Source organism: Aedoeadaptatus acetigenes (assembly GCF_025566985.1).
Taxonomy (GTDB): domain Bacteria; phylum Bacillota; class Clostridia; order Tissierellales; family Peptoniphilaceae; genus Aedoeadaptatus; species Aedoeadaptatus acetigenes.
Window position 1 is genome coordinate 125,105 of record NZ_JAOQJD010000001.1, and the last position, 17,722, is coordinate 142,826.

The 17,722-nt window shown below is 39.9% G+C and carries 14 protein-coding genes and 2 pseudogenes; 1 reads left to right on the forward strand and 15 read right to left on the reverse strand.

The annotated features are described in order from the left end of the window. Position 1: 1 nt before the first annotated feature. The 14 genes and pseudogenes from OCV31_RS00665 to OCV31_RS09730 form a co-directional block, all read right to left on the reverse strand. On the reverse strand, positions 2 to 229 hold the full coding sequence (locus OCV31_RS00665; protein ID WP_148471638.1) for a helix-turn-helix transcriptional regulator: 228 nt from the start codon (positions 227 to 229) through the stop codon (positions 2 to 4). A gap of 295 nt (positions 230 to 524) precedes the next feature. Continuing rightward, the gene (locus tag OCV31_RS00670) at positions 525 to 1,454 is read right to left on the reverse strand and encodes an IS3 family transposase (protein ID WP_394800623.1); all 930 of its coding nucleotides are present in this window, start codon (positions 1,452 to 1,454) and stop codon (positions 525 to 527) included. After that, the gene (locus tag OCV31_RS09725; RefSeq protein WP_394800619.1) at positions 1,367 to 1,951 is read right to left on the reverse strand and encodes a transposase; all 585 of its coding nucleotides are present in this window, start codon (positions 1,949 to 1,951) and stop codon (positions 1,367 to 1,369) included. The genes OCV31_RS00670 and OCV31_RS09725 overlap by 88 nt, the downstream gene beginning before the upstream one ends. A 230-nt stretch (positions 1,952 to 2,181) precedes the next feature. After that, positions 2,182 to 3,516 carry an MATE family efflux transporter gene (locus OCV31_RS00675; protein WP_148471640.1) on the reverse strand — a complete coding sequence of 445 codons (1,335 nt, stop codon included), beginning with the start codon at positions 3,514 to 3,516 and terminating at the stop codon, positions 2,182 to 2,184. 27 nt (positions 3,517 to 3,543) lie between these two features. Further along, positions 3,544 to 4,998, reverse strand: coding sequence for an ABC transporter ATP-binding protein (locus OCV31_RS00680; RefSeq protein ID WP_148471642.1), 1,455 nt, complete (start codon positions 4,996 to 4,998; stop codon positions 3,544 to 3,546). Positions 4,999 to 5,009: 11 nt separating this feature from the next. Further along, the gene (locus tag OCV31_RS00685; protein ID WP_148471644.1) at positions 5,010 to 5,735 is read right to left on the reverse strand and encodes an energy-coupling factor transporter transmembrane component T; all 726 of its coding nucleotides are present in this window, start codon (positions 5,733 to 5,735) and stop codon (positions 5,010 to 5,012) included. Further along, complete coding sequence (locus OCV31_RS00690) at positions 5,735 to 6,316, reverse strand: MptD family putative ECF transporter S component (RefSeq protein ID WP_148471646.1); 582 nt, start codon at positions 6,314 to 6,316, stop codon at positions 5,735 to 5,737. Before OCV31_RS00690 ends, OCV31_RS00685 begins: the two co-directional genes overlap by 1 nt. Further along, positions 6,282 to 8,066: an ABC transporter ATP-binding protein gene (locus tag OCV31_RS00695; RefSeq protein WP_148471648.1), complete on the reverse strand. Its 1,785-nt coding sequence runs from the start codon at positions 8,064 to 8,066 to the stop codon at positions 6,282 to 6,284. The genes OCV31_RS00690 and OCV31_RS00695 overlap by 35 nt, the downstream gene beginning before the upstream one ends. After that, positions 8,067 to 9,785, reverse strand: coding sequence for an ABC transporter ATP-binding protein (locus OCV31_RS00700; RefSeq protein ID WP_267303724.1), 1,719 nt, complete (start codon positions 9,783 to 9,785; stop codon positions 8,067 to 8,069). It lies immediately after the preceding gene. A gap of 4 nt (positions 9,786 to 9,789) precedes the next feature. After that, positions 9,790 to 10,389, reverse strand: a complete 600-nt coding sequence (locus OCV31_RS00705; protein WP_267303714.1) for a TetR/AcrR family transcriptional regulator — start codon at positions 10,387 to 10,389, stop codon at positions 9,790 to 9,792. 250 nt (positions 10,390 to 10,639) lie between these two features. Beyond that, on the reverse strand, positions 10,640 to 10,909 hold the full coding sequence (locus OCV31_RS00710) for a hypothetical protein (RefSeq protein WP_431833751.1): 270 nt from the start codon (positions 10,907 to 10,909) through the stop codon (positions 10,640 to 10,642). 201 nt (positions 10,910 to 11,110) lie between these two features. After that, complete coding sequence (locus OCV31_RS00715; protein WP_267303715.1) at positions 11,111 to 11,578, reverse strand: TetR/AcrR family transcriptional regulator; 468 nt, start codon at positions 11,576 to 11,578, stop codon at positions 11,111 to 11,113. A gap of 62 nt (positions 11,579 to 11,640) precedes the next feature. Beyond that, positions 11,641 to 11,985 (reverse strand): annotated as a pseudogene (locus tag OCV31_RS00720) (IS3 family transposase); the annotation flags it as partial. 70 nt (positions 11,986 to 12,055) lie between these two features. Next, positions 12,056 to 12,199, reverse strand: a pseudogene (locus tag OCV31_RS09730) (helix-turn-helix domain-containing protein); the annotation flags it as partial. A 499-nt stretch (positions 12,200 to 12,698) separates the two neighbouring features. Between OCV31_RS09730 and OCV31_RS00725 the strand changes: the two are divergent. Continuing rightward, positions 12,699 to 13,973: an ISL3 family transposase gene (locus OCV31_RS00725; RefSeq protein ID WP_148471656.1), complete on the forward strand. Its 1,275-nt coding sequence runs from the start codon at positions 12,699 to 12,701 to the stop codon at positions 13,971 to 13,973. A 121-nt stretch (positions 13,974 to 14,094) separates the two neighbouring features. Here the strand turns inward: OCV31_RS00725 and nifJ are convergent, their stop codons facing one another. Next, complete coding sequence (gene nifJ / locus OCV31_RS00730) at positions 14,095 to 17,619, reverse strand: pyruvate:ferredoxin (flavodoxin) oxidoreductase (protein ID WP_148471658.1); 3,525 nt, start codon at positions 17,617 to 17,619, stop codon at positions 14,095 to 14,097. Positions 17,620 to 17,722: the final 103 nt, after the last annotated feature.

The window sequence follows — 17,722 nt, forward strand, 5'->3', positions numbered from 1 at the left end:
TTTACCTTAAAACCTCTTTCCTATCATTATCGTAATTTTCTTCAAGACAAAATATTTTTTCTATTGGACATCCAAATATTAAGCTACATTTGTAAGCAACCATTATAGAGGGATTAAATTGTCCCTTTTCTAATGAGATTATTGTTCTCGTCGAAACTCCAAGTTTAATTGATAACTCCTTTTGAGTCCAATTTTTACTTTCTCTTAATTCTTTAAGAATGTTTTTCATAAATCCTCCTCACAAAATGTGAAGTATACTTCGTATATGAAGTATACTTCACATATGTGAAAAAGTAAATGTCATTTTCCACTACAACGATCCCTATATTTATGCTACAAAAAAAGAAATTTAAAATATGCTTAATACTTGATCTACAATCATTCTTTTGTAGCAAGCACAGTAAGTTTACGGACACTTACGAAAAAATTAATGAAGCAGCCCTCTGGGTAGAGTGACCCCATAAAGTTGGACTTAATCGAGTAAGCATTTCGCTTGCTCGATTTTGTTTTACATACTCTTCTTTTTATGCAGATTCCATGCGTTCACGGTACTCTTTTGGACTCATGCCTCCTAGCTTTTCTTTGATTCGGTCGTTGTTATAGTAGCGGATAAAGCGCTCGATAGATCGCACGAGTTCTTGCCGGCTTCGGTAGACGTAGCCATCGTAGATTTCTCTCTTCAGGACACTGAAGAAGTTTTCCATGGGTGCGTTGTCGTAGCAGTTGCCTTTTCTGGACATGCTTTGGAAGATGTGGTGTTCTTCCAGCATGGCTTGATAGGCGGTCATTTGATAGCCCCAGCCGCGATCGGAGTGGAAGGTGCGGCGGTAGGGGCAGCCGTTGGTCTGTTCGATGGCTTCTTCTAAGCCTCGTAGCATGGTGACGCCGTTGGGTTGATCGGAGAGGACGTAGCTGATGATTTCCAGATTGTACATGTCCATGTACGGATCGAGGTAGAGTTTCTTTGTTTGAAGTTTTCCTGTTTGATCTTCGACGTAGTATTTGAATTCCGTGGTGTCGGTGGTAATTTTTTGGTAAGGAACGGAGGTGTTGAAGCGGCGGTTGATTCGATTCTTCTTGATTTTGCCGACGACGCCTTTGTACGAGTTGTACTTCTTGTATTTCCTGCCATAGGCATGGACTTGAAGGCCCATGACCTGAACCAGTCGTTGAACTTTCTTTTTGTTGATCGCCCAACCCCGGTTCTTCAGCTCCAGATGGATCCTTCGGTAGCCGTAGTCTTTGTGTTCGCGTCGGATGGACAAGATTTCATCTTTCAAGGCTTGGTCTTTGTCTTCTTCGTTCCACTTTTTCTGCCAATACATGAAAGTGGATTTTGGAAAGTTAATGGCGGCGAGGATCTCGGTTAGTTGGAATTGTTCTCGGAGTTTGGCGACGATCTTCGCCTTTTGTTCGTTGCTTCTTCCCTCTCCAAACTCCTTAATTGCTCCCAGAACATTTTTTGAATGGTAAGTTTCCGATTCTCAGCTTCTAATTCTTTGATGCGATTTTCCAATGCCTCCCGTGTGGAAGCATCAAGATCTTCACTCGACTTTGAAGGATTTGGTGCTTGATTGCGGTCGTCTTTCTTCGTCACAGGTCTCCCTCGCTTGTGTGGTCGCAGACCCTCAATGCCCTCCTCTCGGTATTTCCTGCGCCAGTTAACAATCATGGATGGATTTGTTAAACCGAGTTCAAGGGCCAATTGTTGGTAGCTGCATTCGCTCGTTTCGTAGCGTGTGATGGCTTCTAACTTAAACTCTACACTGTACGCACGTTTATTTCTAGAGCGCATTAACCCTTCATCGCCAAAATGTTTGTAATTGTTCACCCAGCGTCTGATCTGTGAATAAGCAATTTGATATTTATCCTCTAAAACGAGATAGCTTGACTTCCCGGACAAGTATTCTTCAACGATTTTCTTCTTCAATTCATAACTATATTTTGCCATTAAAAGACCCCCAAAGGTTGGATTTCTTGGTCCAACTTTTGGGGGTCAGTGCAATTCTCTGCCAAGTTTTATTAATTTTTGGGATTCTCCCAAACCCTATTTAAACACTTTCTAGACATTTAATTTTTTGTGTTCTATTGCTTTTTTACTAGCTAAAGTTAAAACAATACCTAAAATTGTTAATCCTATTGCTAAGCTTTTCTTTTTCATTATCTTCTCCTCTCACGTTTTCATGCTTGATAAAAATTTCGAATCGTCTTTTTATATTTCCAAAGTCCAATCAAAAATACAATGAAATCTGGTATTGGTTCTGCTAACCATACACCTGTAAGTCCAAGTAATTTTGGAAGTATAAATACAGCAGGCACAAATAAGATGATTTGCCTTAGCATAACTAACAACCCTGCTGATTTTCCATTTCCTACTGCTTGGAAGAATGTGATACACATAATCATAATGCCATAAGTTATAAAAGCACTATAAAATATTCTAAAACCTGGTATTCCTTGAATCAATACTTGACCTTCTAATCCAAATAAGCCTAAAAGTTTTCCAGTAAAGATTAATGACGGAATCCAGAATGTAGCTGCCAAAATAGTTGCATTAATAGTGAAAACTTTGAATATTTCTTTTACCCTATCATAGTTTTTAGCTCCAAAGTTTGCTCCTATAGCTGGTTGTAAACCTTGACTCATACCCCATAATGGGATAAATGAGAAAGAGAACACTCTAAGAGATGCGGCAATAATTGAGCCAGCACTTTCTCCACCATTTGCAAAAGCGGAATTATACAAAAGAGTTTGTTGCAATATGGATAATACTTGAAACAGCATAGCAGAAACTCCAACTCCGAACATCTCATTATAGATAGCCTTGTTTGCTTTTATGCCTTTTATTTTTACTGTCTTGTTTTTCTTTTTGAAATAATAAATTGTCATGAGAGTTTGGATAACCTGTGCTATAACGGTAGCGATCGCTGCTCCTTCTATTCCACTATCACCCATTGCTCTCATAAAAATAGGGTCTAGCACAATATTTATCAAAGCACCTGTTCCCATTATTATCATGGCATCTTTCATCAGGCCCTCACCACGAAGTACCATGTTGGAAGCCTGCGTAAAGTTTACAAACAATGAGCCTATGAAAATAATTTTCATATATCTAACTGCAAGAGTCTGTATATCTGGTGTTGCTCCCATAATAGAAAGCAATTGGTTGGTAAATACAAGCCCCAGTACAGTAACAATGGCTGATAACAAGACAACCCAAAACAGGAGATTGCTCATTATCTTATCTATTGTTTGCTGATCTTTACGCCCCATAGCTCTGGACAATATTGATGCTGAACCTACTCCTATTAGAGTGGATATCCCTGAGTTGATATAGGTCATTGGCATAGCTATGCCTACAGCTGTCATAGCCTGTTGACCTAATATCTGTCCAGCAAATATTCCATCCATTAGAGGGTATAAGCCAATAACCACCATACCGATAATAGCGGGAACAGAAAGTTCTAACATAAGTTTAAAAGGTTTTTCTTTTAATAATTTATCTTCTTTTTCCATTAGATTTCTCCTTAAATTTGAAAGTAATTATTGATTTTGTGTTTTAAAGAAATCATTTAATTTGTGGATATTTTCTTCAGTATAGTTTCCTGACCATTCCACTTGTCCGTTTTCCAAAAAAATAAAATAATCACAACACTCCTTTAGTAATTCAGGATCATGAGTGATGAGGAAAACAGTTTTATCTTTCATCTGCTTTATACTTTGAGCCACATCTAACATATTATGATAATCCAGACCAGAGGTAGGTTCATCTAATATTAGTATGCGACTATTTGAAGCAAGGGCACTAGCTAAAGCTACTCTTTGCTTTTGTCCTCCGGATAGCGACATGGGATGGAACTCTTTTAATTCCAACAAATTAAATTGAGCTAAAATCTCATCTACTTGTCCACTTATTTCATCTGAACTAAGGCTAAGTGAAATTTCCTCTTTGACACTTTCTGTAAAGAGTTGGTGATTCACATCTTGCATGACCATATAAGAAATCTCAAGCCTTTCTTTGCTATCGTAGCTTTTTCCTTCTAAGTTCATTATCCCTGTTGATTCATCTGCAATACCACACAGACAATTGGCAAAGGTAGATTTTCCAGCACCATTTTTCCCAAGAATTCCTATTATATGTTTTCTAGGAAGATCTAGATGATTAATTTCTAATCCAACCACTTTATTGTAATATACACAAAAATTCTCAAGTGCTATTTCATTGGTATACTCAATGTCTTTACTCTCAAACTTAGGAATATTAGAAGATCTTAATCCCATCTCGTGCAACTTCTTGTCTGAAATATCTTTAAATTCCTCAATGCTATAATTCTTGCTAATTCGACCATCTTTCATATAAATAACTCGGTCGACCAAATCCATTAAATAAAATAACCTATGTTCAGCTATGATAATCGTTTTGCCTTGTTGTTTCCAATATTTAAGTATATTTTTTAAATCATCAATGCTTTCAATGTCTAAATTTGATGAAGGTTCATCTAAAACTAAAATAGGGGCTTCCATCACAGCTGTAGATGCACAAGCAATTTTTTGCTTTTCACCACCTGATAAATTAAATAGATTCCTATCTAACAGTTCATGAATGTTTAATGCATAAGCTACCTTTCCTATCCTGTCACGCATCTCCATTCTATCAACACCCATATTCTCAAGTCCAAAAGCTATTTCACTTGTAGAATCCACATTAAAAAATTGTGATTTTGGGTTTTGAAATACAGAGCCGACAATCTTTGAAAGTGATTGAATACTAGTTTGTCCTACTTTTTCTCCATTGATCTCCACTTCACCTTGTAAATCTCCCGTATAATATTCAGGGGAAAGGCCGTTAATTAGTCTCGTTAGAGTAGTTTTTCCACATCCAGACTCACCTGTTAGTAGTATAAATTCTCCTTCTTCAATGGATAAACTTATATTAAAAACGCCAACTTGTCTTTCTTTGCTCTTATAGGTAAAGCTAGCATTGTTAAATTTTATCATCTCTTTCCCCCTCATACTAAAGCCCAAACTAGCAATCCTATCATCAATAGAAAAATCAAAAAATCATATTTTCTAAATTTAACCTCAACAAGGCTCGTTCTGCCTTGAACATTATCTAATCCTCTTGTTAATGCTGATGCGGAAAGTTCATCACCTATTTTGACAACAGAAAACAGTAGTGGGATAATTCTGTACTCTAAAAATAGTGATGGATTGGCTTTTGTTTTTTTACTATTAAATCGTATCCCCCTCATTCGCATAGCATTTGATATTGCCTGATTTTCTTCATTTAGAGTAGGTATGAAACGAAATACTACAGAAACAGGAATAATAAACGCCTCTGGTATCTTCCATTTTTCGAGAGCTGATATAAATTCATTTGGTTTGGTGGAACTAATCGTATAGTATCCCATCATGAAAATAGGAAAAAGCCTTATGACTAATGAGTTGAGCAATACATTAATCATGTTTAATATGGATGGTAATTCATACATATTTTTAGTTTTGCTTGAAATAACAGCCAAAACAAATAAAATTCCATATATGGTTGCAGTTTTGTAATTTTTATTAGATACAAGCAAGAATATAGCGATAGAAACTATCGCTATATCTATACCTATATTGTCATAGACAAAAAACATTATAGTGCTAATGAATACCATGAATAATATTTTTGTTCTCGGATCTAAATAAAAGCCTCTCTTTACTGGGGGAATATAAGTTTTGTAAGCCTCCATTAAGCAATTCCAGTTCTTTCAAAGTGTTTTTTCAACATTTTCTTTCCTATATTAGCACCTATCACCGCTCCAACAAACATGATGCCAATTGCAGCAATTCCCATCCATGGTGGCATATATTTCGCTAAATCGGTCGCAAATTGCTCTCCCATTTGTTGTTTTACTCCTTCCATATAGGTATCTGCCATAACCCACATTGGCATCTGACAGCCTAACTCGGCACATGAAAACAACCAGAATCCTATTGTATTAACTTTAAAACTTTTATACTTTTTAGTATTCATAACTACATCAGCAATAATTGCCATTGGAATATACACGACTGGTGCTAGCCAAGTGTAACCCATAAAATACCAAAATACTCCTAAAATGATTCCCATTAGAGATACCATTCCAAACTTTTCTACCTTGGTTAGAAATAGCATAAATGGAATACCTGTTAATATTGGGGTCAATATAAATATGGTGGGATAAAGTATTGGCACCGCCCCTATCATTCCTGTTACGAAAAATATGACTAAGTAAATAGCCGTATAAATTCCTACGTTAATTAAATCCTTTGCTGTTAATCGATTCTTCATTGAAATCCTCCTTATTATGTTTAATCTTCCAGCTTTCTGTTCCTTCTCTTGCTTCTATAAATTTTTTATAAGTGCCTTCTTTTCTAATTAAATCTTCATGCTTTCCATTCTCCTCAATTATCCCGTCTCGCAAAACAATAATTTGATCTGCATTTCGAATCGTTTTTAATCGATGGGCGATCATAATCACGGTTTTGTCCTTCGTTAAACTTTCCATGGCGTTCTGAAGCTTATCCTCATTTTCAGGGTCTACATTGGCCGTTGCTTCATCAAAAATAATGATGGGTGCATCTTTTATCATGGCTCTGGCAATAGATATTCTTTGTTTTTCTCCGCCTGAAAGAGAGGTGCCACCTTCGCCTATGATGGTTTGATAGCCTTCCGGCAAATTCATAATAAAGTCATGGCATTGAGCCTTTTTTGCTACTTCTATGACTTCTTCCTTCTTAGCTTGTGGTTTGCCAAATTTTATATTATTTTCGATGGTATCTTGGAAAAGATAAACATTTTGGAATACGGTGCTAATTAAATCCATTAAGGATTCAAGCGTGTAGTTTTTAATATTGACATCTCCAATCGATATGCTGCCTTGATCCACGTCCCAAAATCTAGAAATAAGCGAACACATGGTGCTCTTACCAGATCCACTTGGTCCAATAATGGCTGTCATAGCCTTTTCCGGAATATGAACGGAAACCTCCCTTAAAATAGGTATTTTATCATAAGAAAAGCTAACATTATTGAATTCAATATCTGTATGATGAGGCGTAATCTTCTGGCCCTCAATATCCATCTGAGGCATATTTTCTGTTGTTTCTACTTGTTCTATAGAACTTGTTGCAACTCTTAATGTCGCCATGGCGGATCCTGCGGATTGAATACTTGCAAACACCAGGAATGACATGATGATACACATAATTGCTTTCAATAAATCCATGGTGCCATTGATATAAAAATAAAGTGAAAGGACAATCATGGCAACACTGGAAATTCTTAAAACGAGCTCTTGCCCGATGGTATAGGGTGTAAATAATTTCTCCAAGGCTAGATTGGCTGAGCGACTTTCTTCTAGTGCCGAGCGTACGGTTTGGTCTCCTTTTCCTGTTAAATTAAAGGATTTAATGATCGGCATTCCCTGGATATATTCCAAGATCGTTTCTACTAAAAGAGATTGTGCCTCTTGCCTTTTTGGAGCAAGTGTCCTCGACTTTTTTTCCATGACAGAAGTAATATATAGATATAAAACCGTTCCTGCTATAACAATCAGCCCATTTCTCCACTCGAAAAATAAAATCATCAGGGTGAACACAAATGAGTTAATGAAGCCACTCATCATAACAACTAAAACCATAGGAGCTGTATTCTCAACGTCATCTAGAACAGTTGTTAAAACACCAGTCACTTTTCCAATATTATTTTCATTAAAGAATCCCATTGGAACCGTCTTCAGCATTTTTCCTATACTTATTCTTCGATTAGCTACCATAAAATACCCAGCATGCGTTTGATCTAATTGAGCAAAATAGTTGGCAGAAGACCTTCCGACAATACTTACCAACAGCATAAGAAAAACCTTCAGTGCTATAAAGGAATTAAAATCTTTTGTCACCAAGGCTTGAAGCACAAAGTAAATGGCTCCTATTTGCAACATATTGAAGATGGCATACACAAATTCAAAAATAACAGACTTGTTTAAATTTATTCGTTCCTTATCTGCAAATGCCCATATCTTTCGAAGTCCACTTAACATCTAAGCCACCTCCTTTCCACCGATATGTGCTTCCCACATGGCTTGATAAAGTTTATTTTCTTTAAGAAGTTCTTCATGATTGCCACTTGCTACAAGTTTGCCATGATCAATGAGATAAATCTGGTCTGCATTGGTTATTGTTGATAACCTATGAGCAATCATAATGATAGTTTTTCCCTGAATAAGCTTATTAATTGCATTTTGTAAAACTTGCTCATTTTCAGGATCAATATAAGCCGTCGCTTCATCTAATATGATAATTGGAGCATCTTTTATCATGGCTCTAGCAATGGTGATCCTCTGTTTTTCACCGCCTGATAAATGGTTTCCTCCACTCCCTACTTTGGTCTGATATCCATGCTCTAAAGACATAATAAAATCATGACAACCAGAAGCTTTGGCAATTTCAATCACTTCTTCATCGCTAGCCGAAGGCTTGCCCATTCGAATATTTTCCATGATTGTATCGTTAAAAAGGAAAATATCCTGCGAAACAAAAGAAACTAAGTTATAGAGTTGTTCAAGTGGAATATTGAGTAAATTAACTCCACCAATCGATATTTCTCCCTGTTCTACGTCCCAGAAACCAGCAATTAACTTGGCAATGGTTGACTTTCCTGAGCCACTTGCCCCAACAAAGGCATTTAAACTTCGCTCTTGAATTTCCATATCGATTCCTTTAATAACTTCTTCTCCCGATTCATAGGAGAAATGGAGATTCCTGATAGCAATGTCATGATTTTTAAAATGAACTCTTTTTCTACGATGAACTTGTTCTGTCCCATTTAAGACTTCATCAATTCGTCCGACGGTTGTTCCTGTTTGAGCTAAGGCATCGACAAAGTTAATAGCCGCTAGTAAAGGACCGGCTATACCAAAGGAAAGGATGATGGTCGTAATAAAGGTTGACATCTCTAAACTTCCATTAATAAACATAAGCCAACCAACAGGTAATACCGTAATCAAAGTGGTTGGTGAAATGTTCTTGGATAAGGACACCGGTATTTGACATTTTTTCATCCAATGATAATAAAATGAAGCATTAGCTATCACTTTATCGGTGAATTTCCCATAGGATTTTTCGCCTTGATTAAAAGTTTTAATCACTTCAATTCCGCCAACATACTCAACAATGGCTTTATTCATTTCGGTATTGCTCGCAACCGATTTACTATAATCTTCTGCATAATCTTTCATAATTAATGACATAAAAAACATACCTGCCGGAATTGAAACGAGTGACAATAAAGCCATTCTCCAATCTAAAATTAATAGATAGATGAAGATGGATACAGGCCCTAAAATATTCGCCGTCATCTCAGGCAATAAGTGAGCCAAAGGTCGTTCCATTTTTTCTACTTGATCAACAATGGTTGTCTTTAAATCACCACTATGGGTATCAATAATCGTACCAAGAGGCATTCTAGGCAGCTTTTCCAAGAGCATGATTCGTACATTCCTTAGAACAGAGAAAGTTGCTTTATGGGACTCTGCCAAGGCCTTGGCATAAAAAATTGGTTTTAAGCAATAACCAATCAAGATTAGAAAACACCAAGGTAGGTAGAAGGAAAAATCTTTATTTCCAGCAAACAAACCATAAACAATTTTGCTCACGCCAAAATAAGGCAACATACCTAAAAGAACCCCAGTAACCGCCAAGAAAATGGAAAGCTTGAGACCTTTATGTTCTTCTTCTGCCAGCTGCCATAGACGTTTCATATAATTATTTTTCAATGGAAGCCTCCTTTCCTTTTTTCTCAATTTTTGCAAAATAACTTTCTAACATAAGAAGCAAATACTCTCTATTTTTTAGATAATTCTCTCTTGCATTTAAAATTTCACATCCCAATAAACTTGAATTAATAATGTTCGTCAGAAAATCAAATTCTTCCTCCGTTGGTGGTATATAGTTTAACTTCCTTAAAAGTTGACTAAATTCTTGTATCGTCATTGCTTTTAATTTTTTATATAGCTTATTAAGTTTTACATCATTTTTTATTTCGCACAAAAACATGACATATACAGGAATATATTTATTATCTGCTATCATTTTATCTACCCATATCTCTGCCATAATCTGTGGATTGATTGTATTTCCAAAGCTTTCAACAGTCTTTTGAATACTTTTCCCTCTTAAGACACTTCCATCTTTCATAATGTCATATAGAATTTCATAGGTGGAAGAATAATGATGATATAATCCTCCTGCCGATAAACCACTTGCTTCTCTAATTTCATCCATCGTCGTGTTCTTAAAACCTTGCGATAAGAACAAATCTAGGGCATAATTCTGAATTTGCTTTTTTCTTTCTTCCTTGTTCATCCTAACCCTAGACATGGAACATCTCTCCTTCTTCACTTTTATATACCGAGAGCTCTCTCTGTATGCATGTTACTCTTCTCTAACTATTTTGTCAAGAACTATTATCAGTATCAGTTGCTGTTATATACGCTCCCAAGAGATTGCAACATCTCACTTAAGTCGACTCTTATATGAAATTCATTCGCTATTAAAGTCTTTTAGTACCATAACCTTTTATGAAGTTCCAATAAGCTAATAATAAAAAATTGTTTTATACCAAAGGCATCTTTGGTAATTTATCAAGCATTCTTAAACGAATATCTTTCAGTACGCTAAAAGTAGCTTTTTGAGATACAGATAATGCCAGAAAATATAAGATTGATTTCAAAATATACGATAACAAACCTATTCCAAGCCAAAGCAAATAAACCTTACTCTCTTCAATTCCATTTAATAAATTAACTAAAATACGACTTACGCCAATATACGGAACAATTCCCGCTATAACACCCATACTTGATATAAATACAGATGATTTCAATTTTGAATGTTCCTTATACGCAAGCTCCCACAATATTACAGCAGGATTTTTTCTTTCATTTCAGCACCTCCATATATAAATAACTTTGTTCGCTAACTTAGTTATCATCAAGTTGAAAAAATAAAGGCTTAAAAAGCCTTTGCCCTTATATTTAAAAACCTCGTAGTTTTTCCCATCCATCATAAAAAACTTTGAAATAATTCAAGTGTTTGTTTTAACTTCTTCTTCAGTATTAGAATGTATCACAATTTCACATAAAGCATTAATATAAGCATGGTTTAACAAATGCATTGCTTCTTTAGGGATTTCTGCTTTTATATTCTTTTTCTTTGATATAAGTTGAAATGCTTTATGCCTGTTTATATCTTCCTTTTCTACAAGAAGTTCTATAAAATTGTCATATTTCATTCCATATGCTTTGTATATCAAAAGATTAAATAATTCTTCCTTACTAAACGTATAGAGTGTAGATTCAATTGAACCCTCAAAATTGATTTCTGCTAAATCTCGTCCATAATTTTTTTCTATATCTCGAAAAGATTCATCTTCGATCTTATCATAAAAACCTGAAAGTTCTTTTGGCAATGGTGCAACCAAACTGATAAATAAATCTTCTTTATCATTAAAATGTCTATAAAAAGCTCCCGTAGTAACTGGAGTGACCCCCATAAAGTTGAACCTAATCGAGTAAGCATTTCGCTTGTTCGATTTTGTTTTACATACTATTACTTCTATGCGGATTTCATGCGTTCACGGTACTCTTTCGGACTTAAACCTCCTAACTTTTCTTTGATTCGGTCGTTGTTGTAGTAGCGGATAAAGTGTTCGATGGCTTGGACCAGTTCTTGCCGGCTTCGGTAGACGTGGTCTGCATAGATTTCTCTTTTCAGGACGCTGAAGAAGTTTTCCATGGGTGCGTTGTCGCAGCAATTGCCTTTTCTCGACATGCTTTGGAAGATGTGGTGTTCTTTCAGCATGGCTTGATAGGCGGTCATTTGGTAGCTCCAGCCACGATCGGAGTGAAAGGTGCGGCGGTAGGGGCAGGCGTTGGTAGCTGCATTCGCTCGTTCCGTAGCGTGTAATGTCTTTTATCTTAAACTCTACACTGTACGCACGTTTATTTCTAGAGCGCATTAAGCCTTCATCGCCAAAATGTTTGTAATTGTTGACCCATTTCAAAATTTGCGAATTACCAACATGGTACTTTGATTCTAAGACACGGTAACTTGTCTTCCCGGACAAGTATTCTTCGACGATTTTCTTCTTCAATTCATAACTGTATTTTGCCATTAAAAGACCCCCAAAGGTTGGGTTTCTTGGTCCAACTTTTGGGGGTCAGTGCATGCCGTATGAGCTGCTTTTTTTACCGACATGATGGGAATGTTTCGATTCATGTCATTGATCCATGGTTGACAGCCTTCACCATTGTTTTCTATGAGCCGTGGCAACTCCTATGGATTTAGAATCCTCCATTCTCCCTGTTCTCTTTTATCGATTCCTCTTGCGTGTAGGCACCGGTCTTTCTCCCTACCTGATATTATTATAATAACATTTTTCAATTCCATTCTATCTTTATAGGCTTCGCTTGTCAAAATTTTGTTTGATATGATTCCACCATCTTTCTCTTATTAAGTTCAAACTGTTTTATTCTTTTTATGCTATGCTGTTGCTTCACGTTTACGAACTGACGTGGCACATGATAGAAGAACATGCATTTAATCAATTGTCAAACCCGATTTTGCCCATCAAAAAAGGGGCTCTATAATATCCATTGGGGAGTAATTCCTCAATGGATATTTTTGTGCAAAAAGATAGCACTTGTTTTCCCTATCACCTAAAATTAAATCACCACAACATAATAAAGGGGGGCAAACAAGTGCAAAACAATATTACCACATTACTTTTAGGAATCCAAGACGTCGAGGTTACCGCTGTTTTAGAAGAAAGACGGCTCATTACCATTGACTGCAAACCCGTTCATGATCGGGTTTGTCCTCACTGTGGCTCGACCCACGCTTGGGTCCACGATCACCGGAAGCAAGTGCTTCGGGACGCACCGATGCGCCGAAAGCACGTACTTCTGCGGGTTAAGAAGACACGGTATGATTGCAAGGATTGCGGGGCGCGCTTTGAGGCACCTCTTTCCTTTGCCGCCAAGGGCAAGCAGATGACAAAGCGTTTAATTGCTTATGTGGTGGATGCTTTTCGGGATATTCGTTCTGTGTCGGAGTTGGCGCGGGAAGTGGGCATTTCAACGACGAGTATTTTCCGTATCGTGGCTTGTCTGTTTGTGCCCCGTCAACGGCTGCCTCGCGTCTTTTGCATCGACGAGTTTAAGGGCGATAGCGGCGGAAGCAAGTACCAAACCACCTTGGCCGATGGAGAGGCCCATCGAATCATCGATATCCTTCCGACGCGCTACGGCAAGGATTTAGCCGCTTATTTCTCTTCCATTGATCGAGCGGAACGACGCGGCGTCGAGATCTTTGTCAGCGATATGTGCGGCACCTTTAAAGGCGTGAGAGAAACCTTCTTTCCACAGAGTACCCATGTCATCGACCGCTACCATTTCATCCGTCAAGTCCATTGGGCCTTGGAAAATGTGCGGAAGCGGGAACAGAAACGGATGACGGCGACGGAAAGAAAATGGTTTAAACGAAGCCGCAGTCTACTGAAAAAGCCGGCTAAAGACCTTACAGAGGCGGAAAAAGGTCTCGTCGCCACCATGCTCGAAAAGAGTGATGCCATTCGAACCGCCTACGTCCTAAAAGAAGGCTTTTACACCTACGTCCTTTCTCGGAACGACAAAGAAACCGCCGCCACCGCTCTTTCAAAGTGGATGGAAGAGGCAAAGAAAGGCGGGCAAAAGGAATGGCGCTACTGCTTACGTGCCTACAACAACTGGTTTGAGGAGATCACCAACAGCTTTGATTACCCGTGGAGTAACGGCTACGTAGAAGGAACGCACAACAAGATCAAGACCGTGAAGCGCGTCGCCTTTGGGATGCAAAACTTTCATCATTTTCGAACCAAATTACTCTTCGTTTGTTCAAAAGATCGGTGATGGATGGCTTTTAGGAAAACAAAAAGGAGCCTAGTTTTCACTAGACTCCCCAATGGTTGACATAGAACCAAAAAAGGACCAAGCCTATGGCCTGGTCCTTTTTTGATCTATTGGAATGAGATTAGCCGTTTAAACGTTCGTAGCTTTCGTAGCGTTCTTTGGCGTTTCTTTCAGCTGCTTCGTAGAGTGCTTCTGCACGTTCGGGGAACAGCTTCTTCAAGGACGTGTAACGAACTTCGCCTTCGAGGAATTCTCTGTAAGGTTTCGTCGGTGCCTTGGAGTCTAAGCTGAAGGGGTTCTTGCCTTCATCTTTGAGGGTCGGGTTGTATCTGTACAGGTGCCAGTAACCGGTATCCACTGCTTTCTTTTCTTCTGCGATGGAAACGCCCATACCTTGGCGAATGCCGTGGTTGATACAGGGTGCGTAAGCGATTACTAAGGACGGTCCGTTGTAAGCTTCAGCTTCCTTAATGGCCTTGAGGGCTTGGTTCTTGTCGGCGCCGATGGCGATTTGTGCGACGTAAACGTAGCCGTAGCTGGTCATCATGAGGCCTAAGTCTTTCTTGCGAACTTCCTTACCGTTGGATGCGAATTTTGCAACTGCAGCCGTCGGGGTAGCCTTGGAGGATTGACCACCGGTGTTGGAGTAAACTTCGGTATCGACAACCATGACGTTGATGTTTTCGCCACTGGCCAATACGTGGTCTAATCCGCCATAGCCGATGTCGTATGCCCAACCGTCACCGCCGAAGATCCATTGCGACGGTTTGATTAAGACGCGTTTCATGCTGTTGATGGAAGCCAAGAGCTTGTCTGCTTCAGCATTGCCGGTCTTCTTGTCGAGTAAGGGAAGAATCTTGGCAGCAGCTGCCTTGGTCACTTCGTAGCTGTCGGAGTCTTCTAACCAAGCGTCGAATGCTTTGGCGATTTCTTCGTCAGCGCCTAATTCCTTGAATTCTTCCATGTGTTTCTTAATGGTTGCTCTTTGTTGATCCACTGCAACCTTCATGCCGTAGCCGTATTCTGCGTTGTCTTCGAACAAGGAGTTCGCCCAAGAGGGACCTTGGCCCTTGTCATTGGTGCAGTAAGGCATACTCGGTGCGGAACCGCCCCAGATCGAGCTACAACCCGTTGCGTTTGCAATCATCATGTGATCGCCGAAGAGTTGAGTCACTAATTTGATATAGGGAGTTTCACCACAGCCTGCACAAGCGCCGGAGAATTCCAGGTGAGGCATGTGGAATTGCGAGTTCTTAACATTGTCTGCAGGAATTTGATCTTGTTTGGAAGATACGGTTTCTGCAAATTTCCAGTTGGCTTCTTGTTTTTCGAATTCTTCTTCGAAGGGTACCATGACAAGTGCTTTTTCCTTTGCGGGGCATACTTGTGCACAGTTACCGCAACCGGTACAGTCGAGGGGAGAAACTTGAATGCGATATTCGAAGCCTTCCAGACCCTTACCGTTGGGTTTCTTCGTTTCGAAAGCTGCCGGTTTCTTTGCTGCTTCTTCTTCGTCTAATAAGAAGGGACGAATAACAGCGTGGGGGCAGACGAAGGAACATTGGTTACATTGGATACAGTTATCGATTTGCCATTGAGGAACGTTCACTGCGATGCCGCGTTTTTCGTATCTGGACGTACCGGACATGAAGGTACCGTCTTCCATGCCTTGGAATGCGCTGACGGGAAGGTCGTTACCTTCTTGGCGCGTCATGGGAACGAGGATGTCGTTAATGAATGCCGGTGCACCTTCGATTTCGTGGGATTCGGTTTCGCTTAAGCTTGCCCATTCCTTCGGATAATCTACTTTGTGCGCAGCGTTCATACCTGCATCAACGGCAGCGTAGTTCATGTTGACGATGTCTTCGCCCTTGTGGCCGTAGTCTTTGACGATGGCTTCTTTTAATTTTTCTGCGGCAACATCTTCGGGAAGTACTTCGGAAAGTTTGAAGAATGCTGCTTGCATAACCATGTTGGTACGGTTGCCCAAGCCGACTTCGCCTGCGATCTTGGTTGCGTTGATGATGTAGAAATCTACCTCATTTTCAGCAATGGAACGTTTTAAGCTTGCGGGAAGATTTTCTTCCAATTCAGCTTCATCCCAGGTGGTGTTCAATAAGAAGGTACCGCCTTTTTTGATGCCGCGAAGCAGGTCGTATTGGTGTACGTAGGATTGCTTGGAGCAGGAGATGAAGTTTGCGGAAGTCAACAGGTACGTGGACGTAATCTTGTTGTTACCGAAACGTAAGTGAGACATGGTAACGCCACCGGATTTCTTCGAGTCATAGTCGAAGTAACCTTGTGCGTACATATCGGTGCCGTCGCCGATGATCTTGATGGCGCTCTTGTTTGCACCGACGGTACCGTCAGAACCGAAGCCCCAGAATTTGCAACCGATGGTTCCTTCCGGTTCGGTTTCGATAAATTCGTCGACATCCAAGGATAAGTTGGTGACGTCGTCAACGATACCGATGGTGAAACCTTCTTTCGGTTCGCTAGCACGCAGGTTCTTGTAAACTGCGAGGATTTGAGACGGGGTGGTGTCCTTGCTGCCTAAGCCGTAGCGGCCGCCGATGATAACCGGGCGATCGTCGCGGTCATAGTACATGTCTTTAACATCGAGCATTAAGGGTTCAGCCATTGCGCCTTTTTCCTTGGTGCGATCTAAGACAGCCACTCTCTTGACGCTCTTCGGCATGATGTCGAGGAAGTGTTTCTTGGAGAAGGGACGATAGAGGTGAACTTTCAGTACACCGACTTTTTCGCCCTTTGCATTTAAGTAGTCGACAACTTCTTCAATGGTTTCGGTGACGGAACCCATTGCTACGATGACGTCTTCTGCGTTTTCATCGCCGTAGTAGTTAAACAGTCCGTAGTTTCTGCCGGTTAATTCGGAGATTTGTTTCATGTAATCTTCCGTAATACCGATGATGTCCGTGTAGAAGTGGTTGGAAGCTTCTACTTCTTGGAAGTAAATGTCGGGGTTTTGTGCCGTACCGCGTACTTCGGGATCTTGGGGAGCCAAAGCACGTGCTCTGAATGCATTGACTGCGTCCATGTCGACGAGTTTTGCCAAGTCGTCGTATTCGAGCACTTCGATTTTTTGGATTTCGTGGGACGTACGGAAACCGTCGAAGAAGTGAACGAAGGGGACGCGGCCTTTGATTGCGGACAAGTGAGCAACGCCGGCTAAGTCCATGGCTTCTTGTACGGAACCGGATGCAAGTAATGCGAAACCGGATGCGCGAGCAGCCATAACGTCTTGGTGGTCACCGAAAATGCTCAGCGCGTGGCTGGCTAATGCACGAGCTGCAACGTGGAATACGCCGGGAAGCAATTCCCCTGCAATCTTGTACATGTTCGGGAGCATCAGGAGAAGACCTTGAGATGCGGTGTAGGTCGTGGTCAAGGCACCTGCTTGAAGTGCACCGTGTACGGCACCTGCTGCGCCGGCTTCGGATTGCATTTCCTTTACAGATACTTCGTTGCCGAAAATATTCTTTCTGTGATTGCTTGCCCAGGCATCAATATGTTCTGCCATCGGGGATGAGGGCGTGATCGGGTAGATGCACGCCAGGTCAGAGAACGCATAAGCCACGTGCGCGGCCGCTGTGTTCCCGTCCATTGTTTTCATCGTCTTTGCCATTTGAACCTCCTAATTTAACAACATTTTCCTATGACTCAATTATATCAGTCATAAATTGAAATTCAAGTCGTTGACCGAAGTATTCAATATTTCGATATGTTAA